Annotated in this window: 11 protein-coding genes; 6 read left to right on the top strand and 5 right to left on the bottom strand. The window is 60.9% G+C overall.

Features of this window, described 5'->3' with window-relative positions; genetic code table 11:
• Positions 1 to 27: 27 nt before the first annotated feature.
• Entirely contained in the window at positions 28 to 684 is a 657-nt protein-coding gene (locus F7R06_RS24080; RefSeq protein WP_090327532.1) for an alpha/beta hydrolase, read from the bottom strand.
• Positions 685 to 1151: 467 nt separating this feature from the next.
• On the opposite strand from F7R06_RS24080, the gene F7R06_RS24085 reads away from it, so the two are divergent.
• The 6 genes from F7R06_RS24085 to F7R06_RS24110 all read left to right on the top strand — a co-directional run bounded on the left by F7R06_RS24085 (position 1152) and on the right by F7R06_RS24110 (position 7515).
• Positions 1152 to 2183: an amino acid ABC transporter substrate-binding protein gene (locus tag F7R06_RS24085; protein ID WP_090324971.1), complete on the top strand. Its 1032-nt coding sequence runs from the start codon at positions 1152 to 1154 to the stop codon at positions 2181 to 2183.
• A gap of 65 nt (positions 2184 to 2248) precedes the next feature.
• Positions 2249 to 3430: an amino acid ABC transporter permease gene (locus tag F7R06_RS24090; protein WP_090324969.1), complete on the top strand. Its 1182-nt coding sequence runs from the start codon at positions 2249 to 2251 to the stop codon at positions 3428 to 3430.
• A gap of 10 nt (positions 3431 to 3440) precedes the next feature.
• Positions 3441 to 4538 (top strand): amino acid ABC transporter permease, encoded by a 1098-nt coding sequence (locus tag F7R06_RS24095; RefSeq protein WP_090324968.1) that lies wholly within the window; start codon positions 3441 to 3443, stop codon positions 4536 to 4538.
• 10 nt (positions 4539 to 4548) lie between these two features.
• Positions 4549 to 5313 (top strand): amino acid ABC transporter ATP-binding protein, encoded by a 765-nt coding sequence (locus tag F7R06_RS24100; RefSeq protein WP_003171943.1) that lies wholly within the window; start codon positions 4549 to 4551, stop codon positions 5311 to 5313.
• A 245-nt stretch (positions 5314 to 5558) separates the two neighbouring features.
• A complete protein-coding gene (locus tag F7R06_RS24105; RefSeq protein WP_090324966.1) occupies positions 5559 to 6218 on the top strand; it encodes a FadR/GntR family transcriptional regulator in 660 nt (219 codons plus the stop codon).
• A complete protein-coding gene (locus F7R06_RS24110; protein WP_090324965.1) occupies positions 6208 to 7515 on the top strand; it encodes a CynX/NimT family MFS transporter in 1308 nt (435 codons plus the stop codon). The genes F7R06_RS24105 and F7R06_RS24110 overlap by 11 nt, the downstream gene beginning before the upstream one ends.
• A 52-nt stretch (positions 7516 to 7567) precedes the next feature.
• Here F7R06_RS24110 and F7R06_RS24115 read toward each other — a convergent pair whose 3' ends face one another.
• The 4 genes from F7R06_RS24115 to F7R06_RS24130 form a co-directional block, all read right to left on the bottom strand.
• Positions 7568 to 8203 carry a DUF1120 domain-containing protein gene (locus F7R06_RS24115; RefSeq protein WP_090324963.1) on the bottom strand — a complete coding sequence of 212 codons (636 nt, stop codon included), beginning with the start codon at positions 8201 to 8203 and terminating at the stop codon, positions 7568 to 7570.
• A gap of 116 nt (positions 8204 to 8319) precedes the next feature.
• The gene (locus tag F7R06_RS24120) at positions 8320 to 8937 is read right to left on the bottom strand and encodes a DUF1120 domain-containing protein (RefSeq protein WP_090324961.1); all 618 of its coding nucleotides are present in this window, start codon (positions 8935 to 8937) and stop codon (positions 8320 to 8322) included.
• 84 nt (positions 8938 to 9021) lie between these two features.
• Positions 9022 to 10161, bottom strand: a complete 1140-nt coding sequence (locus tag F7R06_RS24125; RefSeq protein WP_090324959.1) for a DUF1120 domain-containing protein — start codon at positions 10159 to 10161, stop codon at positions 9022 to 9024.
• Positions 10162 to 10170: 9 nt separating this feature from the next.
• The gene (locus F7R06_RS24130) at positions 10171 to 12654 is read right to left on the bottom strand and encodes a fimbria/pilus outer membrane usher protein (protein ID WP_090327529.1); all 2484 of its coding nucleotides are present in this window, start codon (positions 12652 to 12654) and stop codon (positions 10171 to 10173) included.
• Positions 12655 to 12667 lie beyond the last annotated feature (13 nt).

Genomic DNA, 12667 nt, shown 5'->3' on the forward strand with positions numbered 1-12667 from the left:
ATCAAAGGGTGTTTTTAAACGTCATGTTTAACGCAGACGCTCGGCGAGCCAGACGCCTATGTCGCGGATTTCCTCGGGTAACACTTCGTGCCCCATTGGGTATTCCTGCCATGTCACGGTGACACCACGCTGTTTCAAATGCTCGTAGGCAGTCCGGCCCATCGAGTTTTGCACCACATCGTCGTACTGACCGTGCAGCGACAGCACCGGGATGCGCTGCTGGCTGGCGGACAGTTCCAGGGTGTCGCTGAAAGTCGGTGCATAAGTAGAGAGGGCCAGTACGCCCCCCAGTGTGCCCTGCCATTTAAGGAACGCGGTGTGTAGTACCACGGCGCCACCCTGGGAAAAACCTGCCAGAAAAATCCGCGAGGCGTCTATTCCGGCGGCTCGCTGTACTTCGATCAGATTCATGACCCGCTGTGCCGACGCTTCCAGTTGCTCGCGATTGATTGCTCGCGCCGGGCTCATGGCCAATATGTCGTACCAGCTCGGCATCTCGTAGCCACCATTGATAGTGACAGCACAGGTGGGCGCCTGGGGCAGGACGAAGCGGGTGGTCAGCAAGGTTTCCTGCAGCGCTTCGGCGACGGGCAGGAAGTCGTAGCGATCGGCGCCAAGGCCGTGCAGCCAGATGACGCAGGCGTCTGCGGGCTTGACGGGTTCTAGAATCAAGGGCTCGGTCATGGCTGCTCCAATGTTGTGCATGCGCTCTCATTAAGTGCGAGGTCTGAGTGCGCGTCTGGTTGATCTGTTAATAAGATGTCGCAAGGCTGCAAGTTTTGCTCTTGACCTGTGCCTGAAACGATTTTGCAAGCGGTGTGGTACGGGGTTTGCTATGGGGAAGCGGTGCAACCCATCTCACGCTTGGCGGTAACACTATCAGTGTACTGCTGACCATGGGATAGCAAAAAATCCGGTGATGGATGTTCGCCAGTGGCCGTTACGGGCTTCGCGAACGTGAAAGGGCTACAGCCCGTTCGGCCGATTGGTGAGAAGTGAGTTGTCCATGATGTGGATTTTCTCCTACTAGACTCATAGCTACGGTCCTACGTCGGTTGACCCTAAAAAAAGCCAACACGGGTCAACAACGCCTCAAAAGGGTGCGATTGGACTCACGCTCCGACACAACAAGAGCAAAACTGGAGGTTTGAATGAAGATGTTGAAATCCACCCTGGCAGTCGTGACTGCAGCGGCAGTACTCGGCGTCAGTGGGTTCGCTCAGGCGGGCGCGACCCTGGATGCAGTGCAGAAGAAAGGTTTCGTACAGTGCGGCGTCAGTGACGGCTTGCCTGGCTTCTCGGTTCCAGACTCCACCGGCAAGATCGTCGGTATCGATGCCGACTACTGCCGTGCCGTGGCCGCTGCGGTCTTCGGCGATGCGACCAAGGTCAAGTTCAGTCAGTTGAACGCCAAGGAACGCTTCACTGCGTTGCAGTCCGGCGAAATCGACATCCTGTCGCGCAACACCACCATGACCAGCTCCCGTGACGCGGGCATGGGTCTGAAATTCCCGGGCTTCATCACTTACTACGACGGCATCGGCTTCCTGGTAAACAACAAGCTGGGCGTGAAAAGCGCTAAAGAGCTGGACGGCGCGACCATCTGCATCCAGGCCGGTACCACCACCGAGCTCAACGTCTCCGACTACTTCCGCGGCAACAACCTCAAATACACCCCGATCACTTTCGACACCTCCGACGAAAGCGCCAAGTCGCTGGAATCCGGTCGTTGCGACGTGCTGACTTCCGACAAGTCCCAGCTGTTCGCCCAGCGCAGCAAGCTGGCTTCGCCGAAGGACTACGTGGTTCTGCCGGAAACCATTTCCAAGGAGCCACTGGGCCCGGTCGTGCGTAACGGCGACGACGAGTGGCTGGCCATCGTGCGCTGGACTGGCTACGCCATGCTCAACGCTGAAGAAGCAGGCATCACTTCGAAGAACGTCGAAGCTGAAGCCAAGTCCACCAAGAACCCGGACGTTGCCCGTCTGCTGGGTACCGACGGTGAATACGGCAAAGACCTGAAAGTGAAAAAAGACTGGGTCGTCCAGATCGTCAAGCAAGTCGGTAACTACGGCGAAGTGTTCGAGAGAAACCTCGGCAAGAGCACTCCGCTGGAAATCGACCGCGGGCTGAACGCCTTGTGGAACGCTGGCGGCATTCAATACGCACCACCAGTGCGCTGATGGTTCTATCACCCGGTGGGCCAACCACCGGGTGATGTTCTGTTCCATTATTTGCGGGGCACTTCATGCAAAATTCAATCGGCGCACCGAAGCAGAGGCTCAGTCTCAGCGATCCGAAAGTGCGTGCGTGGCTATTCCAGATCATCACCATTGTCGCGGTGGTCTCGATGGGCTGGTATCTGTTCGATAACACGCAGACCAACCTTCAGCACCGGGGCATTACCTCGGGCTTCAGCTTTCTGGAGCGCAGTGCCGGTTTCGGCATCGCTCAACACCTGATCGACTACACCGAAGCGGACACGTACGCCCGGGTGTTTGTCATCGGCCTGCTCAACACCCTGTTGGTGACCTTCATCGGCGTGATCCTGGCGACGATCCTCGGTTTCATCGTCGGTGTGGCACGGCTGTCGAAGAACTGGATCATCGCCAAGCTGGCGACGGTCTACGTGGAAGTTTTCCGTAACATTCCGCCGCTGCTGCAGATCCTGTTCTGGTATTTCGCGGTGTTCCTGACCATGCCGGGGCCGCGCAACAGCCATAACTTCGGCGACACCTTTTTCGTCAGCGCCCGTGGCCTGAACATGCCGGCCGCGAAGATGGCGGACGGTTTCTGGCCGTTCGTGGTCAGCGTGATCGTGGCTATCGTCGCCATCGTGCTGATGAGCCGCTGGGCCAACAAACGCTTCGAAGAAACCGGCGTACCGTTCCACAAATTCTGGACCGGTCTGGCGTTGTTCCTGGTGATTCCGGCGCTGTGCGCGCTGATCTTCGGCGCACCGCTGCATTGGGAAATGCCGAAGCTGCAAGGCTTCAACTTCGTCGGTGGCTGGGTGCTGATCCCGGAACTGCTGGCCTTGACCCTGGCCCTGACGGTGTACACCGCGGCGTTCATCGCCGAGATCGTGCGCTCGGGCATCAAATCGGTCAGCCACGGCCAGACCGAAGCGGCGCATTCGCTCGGCCTGCGCAACGGTCCGACTCTGCGCAAGGTGATCATCCCGCAGGCCCTGCGCGTGATCATTCCGCCGCTCACCAGCCAATACCTGAACCTGGCGAAGAACTCCTCGCTGGCGGCCGGTATCGGTTACCCGGAAATGGTCTCGCTGTTTGCCGGTACGGTGCTGAACCAGACCGGGCAGGCGATCGAAGTGATTGCGATCACCATGAGCGTGTACCTGGCGATCAGTATCAGCATTTCCCTGCTGATGAACTGGTACAACAAGCGCATTGCGCTGATCGAGCGGTAAGGAAAAGCGCATGAGTACTCATACCTTCAAACCCGACATGCCACCTCCGAGCAGCAGCATCGGTGTGGTGGCGTGGATGCGCGCGAACATGTTCTCCAGCTGGCTCAACACCCTGCTGACCCTGTTTGCGTTCTACCTGATCTACCTGGTGGTGCCGCCGATCCTGCATTGGGCGATCCTCGACGCCAACTGGGTCGGTACCACCCGCGCCGACTGCACCAAATCCGGCGCCTGCTGGGTGTTCATCCAGCAACGCTTCGGCCAGTTCATGTACGGCTACTACCCGCCGGAACTGCGCTGGCGCGTGGACCTGACCGTGTGGCTGGCGGTTATCGGTGTGGCACCGCTGTTCATCTCGCGCTTTCACCATAAAGCGGTGTACGGGCTGAGCTTCCTGGTGCTGTACCCGATCACTGCCTACTTCCTGTTGCATGGCGGCCTCTTCGGCCTGACCAACGTGGCGACCAGCCAATGGGGCGGCTTGATGCTGACCCTGGTGATCGCCACCGTCGGTATCGCCGGTGCATTGCCGCTGGGGATTATCCTGGCCCTGGGCCGTCGTTCGAACATGCCGGCGATTCGTGTGGTCTGCGTGACCTTCATCGAGTTCTGGCGCGGCGTGCCGTTGATCACGGTGCTGTTCATGTCCTCGGTGATGCTGCCGTTGTTCCTGCCCGAAGGCATGAACTTCGACAAACTGCTGCGGGCCCTGATCGGCGTGATCCTGTTCCAGTCGGCCTACGTGGCTGAAGTGGTGCGTGGCGGTCTGCAAGCGATTCCCAAGGGGCAGTACGAAGCCGCCGCGGCGATGGGCCTGGGTTACTGGCGCAGCATGGGCCTGGTGATTCTGCCGCAAGCCCTGAAGCTGGTGATCCCCGGCATCGTCAACACCTTCATTGCGCTGTTCAAGGACACCAGCCTGGTGATCATCATCGGCCTGTTCGACTTGCTCAACAGCGTCAAACAAGCCGCCGCCGACCCGAAATGGCTGGGCATGGCCACCGAAGGCTATGTGTTCGCTGCCCTGGTGTTCTGGATTTTCTGTTTTGGTATGTCCCGCTACTCCATGCATTTGGAACGTAAGCTCGACACTGGCCACAAGCGTTAGGAGTTCTTTTATGAGCGAAGCAATCAAACAGCCTGTGAGCCCTGAAGGCATTATTCAGATGCAGGGCGTGAACAAGTGGTACGGCCAGTTTCACGTACTCAAGGACATCAACCTCAACGTCAAACAGGGCGAGCGTATCGTGCTGTGCGGCCCGTCGGGTTCCGGCAAGTCCACCACCATCCGCTGCCTCAACCGTCTGGAAGAGCACCAGCAAGGCCGCATCGTGGTCGATGGTGTGGAGTTGACCAACGACCTCAAGCAGATCGAAGCGATCCGTCGTGAAGTCGGCATGGTGTTCCAGCATTTCAACCTGTTCCCGCACCTGACCATTTTGCAGAACTGCACCCTGGCGCCGATGTGGGTGCGCAAGATGCCCAAGCGCAAGGCCGAGGAAATCGCCATGCACTACCTGGAGCGCGTACGCATTCCGGAGCAGGCGCATAAATTCCCGGGGCAACTGTCCGGCGGTCAGCAGCAGCGTGTGGCGATTGCCCGCGCGCTGTGCATGAAACCGAAAATCATGTTGTTCGACGAACCGACTTCGGCACTCGACCCCGAGATGGTGAAAGAGGTGCTGGACACCATGATCGGCCTGGCCGAAGACGGCATGACCATGCTCTGCGTCACCCACGAAATGGGCTTCGCCCGTACCGTGGCCAACCGCGTGATCTTCATGGACAAGGGCGAAATCGTCGAACAGGCTGCGCCGAACGACTTCTTCGACAACCCGCAGAACGACCGTACCAAGCTGTTCCTGAGCCAGATCCTGCATTGATCGACGCTCGCCAGTGAAATAAACCCGGACATGTTCCGGGTTTTTTTTACCCAAAGAAAACCGCGACCCTGTAGGAGCGAGCCTGCTCGCGATGACCGAGAGAGCGCCGCGGGACGTCAGGCGTTTATCGTTAACGTTGACGTCCATCGCGAGCAAGCTCGCTCCTACAGGTGGTTGCCGTTCTGAAACAAGCTGACTAACATGTCAGAAAATTCATCCTATGATTGGATGACAGGGCGAATCCAATGTCTGAAATTTCTCCATTAGTTAAACGATCCCTGGTCGATCAGGCCCTGGATCAGTTGCGCCTGCGCATCAATGAGGGAATCTGGGTGGTGGGCCAGCGCTTGCCTACCGAGCCGGAGTTGTCCGCCGAGCTGGGCATCAGCCGCAACACCGTGCGTGAAGCCATGCGGGTGCTGGCGTTTTCCGGTCTGATTGAAATCCGTCAGGGTGACGGCAGTTACCTGCGGGCGGTGGTCGACCCGCTGGACACGCTGAAGGCGCTGTCCCGTTGCTCCCTTGAGCAGGCCCGGGAAACCCGGCACATCCTCGAAGTCGAGGCCATCGGCCTGGCGGCCTTGCGTCGTACCGATGAAGACCTGCTGGCCTTGCGTGAGGCGCTGGCGGCCAGCGGCAGTCACTATCACGGCGATCTCGATACTTACATCGCCTGCGATCTGGTGTTCCACCGCCGTCTGGTGGACGCCGCACACAACCCGACCCTCAGCGAGCTGTATCGCTACTTCTCCAGTGTGGTCGGTGCGCAGTTGCGTCAGACCCTGAACATCGTCCCGCGCCGACAGGAAGTGTTCGACCTGCACATCGCGCTGCTCGACGCGGTCGAGCAACGCGACCCGGAGCGGGCCAAAGCCTTGTCGAGGCAGTTGATCAATGAACCTTGAAAGCGAGAACACCATGACCAGCGATTCAGGCAGCACCGCTCAACCCAAACGCACGGCTGAGCTGGAAGAGCTGCTGATCGACGCCGAAGCCGATGATGAACAAGTCCAGCAAACCCATCCGGTCTTGCGCCGGCCATGGCTATTGCTGCTGGGCCTGATTCTGGTCGCGCTGAACCTGCGCCCGGCACTGTCGAGCATGGCGCCGATGCTCAGCGAAGTCTCGAAATCCCTGGGGCTGTCGGCGTCCCAGGCGGGCTTGCTGACGACCTTGCCGGTCCTCTGCCTGGGGCTGTTCGCGCCGCTGGCGCCGCTGCTGGCGCGACGTTTTGGCGCCGAGCGGGTGGTGCTGGGCATTCTCCTGACCCTGGCCGGCGGGATCGTTCTGCGCAGTTCCTTTGGCGAGATCGGCCTGTTCGCCGGCAGCGTACTGGCGGGTGCCAGCATTGGTGTGATCGGCGTGCTGTTGCCGGGCATCGTCAAGCGTGACTTCGCCAAACAGGCCGGGACCATGACCGGCGTCTACACCATGGCCCTGTGCCTGGGCGCTGCCATGGCCGCTGGTTCCACCGTGCCGCTGAGCGAGCATTTCGACAGGAGCTGGGCACTGGGCCTCGGTTTCTGGGTGATCCCGGCGCTGGTTGCCGCGCTGTTCTGGTTGCCACAAGTCGGCCAGAAACACGGCGCGCACAACGTTGCCTACCGCGTTCGCGGATTGCTGCGTGACCCGCTGGCCTGGCAAGTGACCTTGTACATGGGCTTGCAATCGTCCCTGGCCTACATCGTGTTCGGCTGGTTGCCGTCGATCCTGATCGGCCGTGGCCTGACGCCGACCCAGGCCGGCCTGGTGCTGTCGGGTTCAGTGATCGTGCAATTGGTCAGCTCGCTGGCCGCGCCCTGGCTGGCCACGCGCGGCCAGGATCAACGCATGGCCATCGTGATCGTCATGGCCTTGACCCTTGGCGGCTTGTTCGGCTGCCTGTATGCGCCGCTCGATGGCTTGTGGGGCTGGGCGATCGTGCTGGGGCTGGGGCAGGGCGCCACGTTCAGCCTGGCATTGACCCTGATCGTGCTGCGCTCGCGGGATTCCCATGTGGCGGCGAACCTGTCGAGCATGGCCCAGGGATTTGGCTACACCCTGGCCTCCATGGGGCCGTTCGCGGTGGGCATCGTGCATGACTGGACCGGCGGCTGGTCTGCGGTGGGCTGGATCTTCGGGGTGATTGGCCTGGGCGCGATCATCGCTGGCCTTGGGGCCGGTCGTGCGCTGTACGTGCAGGTCGTCAGCGAAAAAATCTGATCGGGCACTGAATCACTCCCTCTGACGCCTGGAGTGATTCAGCGTCAGGGGCTTACAAGTAGGTCAATTCAAATGTCGCGGAACCGTCCATTTTGATTTCGTCAGTCAAGGTCAGGCTGTTGGCTGGAGCGATGTAAGTCACGACCTCAAGATCCATCGTGAGGTTTTCTACGGCGCTCGGGATGTATCTGCCGCCCGGTGCGCTGGTACCTGCCGATGTGTACTGACCCTTGCCCGGAACCTCGATGCGAACCCAATCTGGACGGGTCCCGGAGATATCATATGCGCGGATCGGCGTTAAGGTTGAGCCGTCTGCCATGGCGCTTTTGATGTCGGCCCGGAAGATTCCGATCTTTTCACCCTTGTCGGTAAACCCCAGGCCGAAGTAGTTGTCGGCCAACGTTGAGCTGGCCTGGTTGTCGATGCCATACAGGGCTACCGCCATCGGAGCACTGCAGGTCACGCTCAATTGCATCGGATGGACCCCCACCCGGGTGTTGGTGTCCAGGTTGAGATCTTTCGCGGAGATCTTGCCGTTATCAATGATGCCGCCATTGGACAGGCTCGGTGTGCAAGCCTGTGGCGTGATGACGCCCGTGACGGTCAGATCGGTACTGGACGCCGCGACGGCAAAGGGCGCGACGCTGATCAGTGCGGTGGCGGAAAGTGCAGCGAGATAGTTTTTCATGTTGGTTAATGCTTCTTTTCGGTGTTTGCTTTCCATTCCCCGTTGCAAAGGCACAGAGGATGGAGGCGTGAGCCGAACCACTCGCCCGGACGCTGCGGGTGGTTCAGCGCTGGGGCTTAGATGTAAGTCATTTCAAATGTCACCGCACCGTCCATGAGCACCTCGTCGGTCAGGGTCAGGCTGTCGGCGCGGGCGATGTTGGTGTTGACCTCGAAATCCATGGTGAGGTCTTTCACAAACAGCGGGGTGCTCAGGTCGGTGGTGGAACCGACTGACAGGAGGTATCCGGGTCTTGTTACCCAGGCTGCCTTCCAGGTTTTACCCTCGTCTTCGGAGTCGATGGCGTGTGCCGCCACGCCGTCTGCCAGGGCATTTTTGACATCGACGCGAACCCCGCCCAGTTTCTCGCCAGCGTCGGTCAGGCCCAGGCCGAACCAGGTTGCCATAGAGGCCGTGCCGGCCTGGCGATCGATGGGCTTCAATGCAAACTGAGTCGGCCCATCGCATGACACCGCCAATTGCAGCGGATAGGTGCCGATCAACGTATCGCGCACGGGGTCGAGATCCTTCGCGGAGATCTTGCCGTTATCCACAACACCGCCCTTGGACAGGCTCGGTGTGCAGGCAGACGGGGTGATGACGCCGGTGACCGTCAGGTCGGTTGACGACGCGAGGGCATAGGGTGCAACGCTGACCAGAGCGGCAGTCGACAGGGCCACGAAATACTTTTTCATTTTTTTTCCTTTTGTGGGTGGTTGTTTCCTTGAATGGCCCAAGGCGCTCGATTGCGCCCTGGGGTCAACAAGGTGGGTTGGGTGTTACAGGTAAATAATCTCGATCGTTCCCGAGCCATCGAGCTGGACGGCGGAGCTCAGGTCCAGGCTCGAGGTGGGCGCAATGACGGCCTCGACGGTGACGCCGGTTGTCAGGTTCTGAATCGCGACCGGGCCTGCGGTGCTGCCGGCGATGTCGGTAAAGCCCAGGTAGCTTTTCTGGCCGACGGGTATCGGGCTTGAACTGGCTGTACTCCAGGCGGCGCCTGTGGTGGTGGAGTCGGTTCGGTACAGGCGCGCAAAGCTGTCGGCGCTGGCATCGGCCGGATCGACATTCAGCGAATACAGGCCGATCTTGTTGCCGCGGTTATCGAATGCCAGGCCTAAATAAATCTCACTGTTGACCGTCGCCGAGCCTGCGCGGTTGTCGTGCATCACCAGGGCAAAGTGGGTCGGTGCATCACAACCGACCCGCAGCGTCAGGGTCTTGGGCGGCAGTCGAGTGCCCTGGTCGGCATTCAGATCGCTCTTGGACAACCTGCCAAAGTCGACCAGGCCGCCGTTGGACAGCACCGGTTTGCAAGCCCCCGGCGCGAAGCGCGCGCGCAGGATGGCTTCCCGGGAGCGGCCTGCCGCGACCGCGTCGAATACACCTGTGGTTTCACAGGTGACGGCTTCACGCACTCGCATCGCTTGCTCCTGAGCCCAGGCGATCACCTCGATCTGCGCGGAGAAGCTCCGACCCTGAACCGCTGTGCCGGCGCGCACTGGCGCGATGCCGTGTTCCGGGCGCCAGGTCAGGGTCGATGCGGTTTCCACAGGCGACTGGCCGACCTTGGAAATCAGTCCCAAATCGACCGATTGCCCATCAAGTACGCCGTCGCGAATACGCATTTCATAGCTGCCGTGCTCCGCGAAGTCATAGCGTTCGGCGGTCGCGGCCATGGCGCGGTAGAACACGCTCATGTCGGTGGGCTGCGAACAACTCAGGTTGAGGCCCAGGCGACGTTCACCCAAGGTGCGTACCGGAGTCGTATCGATGCGTATCGCACGGTTCATCAAGCCGTAGTCGAGCACGGGCTGGCTGAGGCTGAGCTGACAGTCTTGCGGCAGCGCCCAGGCGTGGGATGAGAGGGCGCCCAGCGTCAGAGGGGCGAGGACAAGCAGGTAACGGGACAGGTTCATCAATTATCCTCAGAGGGCTCGGCACTGGGCAGCGGCGGTTTCGTAATACGCCTCGGAGTCGGCTTTGGCCGGCAGCTCGAAATCGAGTCGGCAGCGCTCAAGCCCCGGCGCGGTTATCCACAGCGGCCGTGAGTCGAGCACATTGGGCAAAAACACTTGGCCGGCGTCCTGAACCAGCGTCACGAACTCGCCGTCCTCGGTATTCACCGTCGCGCCTCGGGGCAGTGGTGCGCCCTGGCTTGTGGTGACCTTGAGCAAGGCGCGGCGGGTCATCGATACCCCGAATTCAATGCGGTCGACCGCACCACGACCGGCCGATATCACGGCCATGCCGTTGTTGATATCGATATTGCGCGGTAGCGAACGGGTATCGATTTCCACCGCACTGCGGCCATAGGCTGCGACCTGCGGGACCACCGCCTGACCTTGCCGGTCGGTCCAGACCGGGCCGCTGGGGGTGCTGACCTTGATGGCGTCCATCTCACCGACCGACAGCAGGGCGAAGGTGTCGCGCACTGGATACGGCGACAGCGTCAAGCCACCGCCATGCAGTACGGCACCGCCGCGGGCGCCGGCCTGATAGCTCGAGTGCTCGGCGTCGGAACGGGTGTAACTGAGGTCCAGTTGGCTGGAGCGCGGCAGCAACGAGACGCCGGCAGTGGACTGCACCTGTTTGTCGCGGGTGTCGTGTTCGACGCCGATCCGATAGCCGAATCGGTCGTTGACCCGTTCGTTCAGGCCGACGCCGCTGCGGTATTCGCCAGCGGTGCTGCGCACCCAGGTTCGCGCCCGGCGACTTTCACCCAGGGGAATACTGAGACTCAGGTAAACACTGTCACCACTGCGGCCCGCCCCGCTGAGTTGCCATTGCGCGTTTGCCGAAACGGATACCCCACCGATGCTGGTGCCCCATGACGCCAGGGCGCGACTGCTGCTTTGACCGTCGTATGAAGATGAGCGACTAATGCCGCCGCTGAAGGCGCCCAGGGCCGGGTGTGACCAGGCCAGCGCGACGCTTTGGCGATCGCGGTAACGGGATTTGTCGTTGTCTGACGAGATGCCGAAGACAGCATCCTCAAGTTCGCGGTAGCCGAAGGTCCGGTAGGCGCTGCCGACATTGATCGACCATTGGTCATCGAATCGATGGGATGCGCTCAGGTCGCCTTGCAGTCCGCGGGAGGGCGCGCGTCCACCGGCGTCCGCCTGCAAAAGGTTGGCCTGAATCTGCGTCTCGGGCGAGGGCAACAGGCCGAGACTGAAACCTGTCGCACGATAATCAGCCGCGGCTGTCATGCCCGCGCTGAACTGCAATTGAGGATCCAGCGCACCGCTCCAGCCACCGCTGATCATCCATGGAAGGCCATCCTGGGTATCGCTTGTACTGCGTACCTGGCCGGCTGCAAGCGAAAAGCCTGGCGCGGGAAGGCCGACGCCAAGCATGGCGGCCGGCACGATAAAGCTGCGCTCACTGCCGTCCGCCTCTTTGACCGTGACTTCCACATCGGAGCGATGGTTGAGCCGACGCACGTCATTCAACGAAAACGGGCCGGCGGGCACCACTGTCGAATGAATCAGCGAACCGTTCTGCCGAACTTCGATCTGCGCCTGGCTCTGCGCAATCCCTTCAATCACCGCGTTTTGGCTTTCGACCTGCAGGGCCTGCTCGGTCATGACTTGCACACCGGTTATCTGCGAACCGGCGAGCACCGGGTTATAGAGATTGATCTGCCCGGCCTGCAGCACCGCTTGCTGACTGGCGAAGGTGCGCTGGGCGTACGCCGCCAGATGGCTGGTGCGCGACACGTCATCCTGCCGGGTCTGCACCTGGCGACTGCGCACGATCCAGTCGCCGGCGTTGAAACCGAGTTCGGTATTGGCTGACAAATAACGGCTCGACTGATCGCCGAGGTGGCTGTACAGGCTGTTGATGTCGTAATTGAGCAGACCGGCGAAGCCACCGGTTTGATAGCCGGTAAAGTCCCGGGTTGCCGGCCGGATCGAATCAGTGGGCACGATCAATGACAGGCCCAGGCTGGCGGGGTCCGGGTCGATCACGGTTTGCGGCCAGGCGCCGAGGAAATCGTTACAAGGCTGATCGTCCGGCGTGCCGGCAGGAAGCCTCAGGTTCGCTGTGTCGAGCAGGGCCTGGTCAAAGCACAAGTCACCGTGGCGATCGAACGCGGCATCCACCCGCCCGCGGCGCTGACCGTTGACCGTGAGCGTGACCGGATGTCGACCCGCGGTGAAGCGAGGCGCTTGTAGCAGCTGGGTCGCCAGTGCCGGATCGATACCGCGTTGCTGCAACGTTTTCTTGTCAAATGCAGTCAGCAGCGGCGAGTCGGCCATGACATCGGCGCCGACATCGGTCAGCACCAGTGCATTGGCCAACCCCAGCGCCACACTGGCCCAGGGGCGGGATCGCGGAAGGCGAGCGTTCGCCACCCGAATTGCGGGCATGGCTTCGCCATCACAGTAGGTCGATACGGTGTTCATGGGGTTCACTAGT

The sequence above is a fragment of the Pseudomonas moorei genome (genome assembly GCF_008801475.1).
Taxonomy (GTDB): Bacteria; Pseudomonadota; Gammaproteobacteria; order Pseudomonadales; family Pseudomonadaceae; genus Aquipseudomonas; species Aquipseudomonas moorei.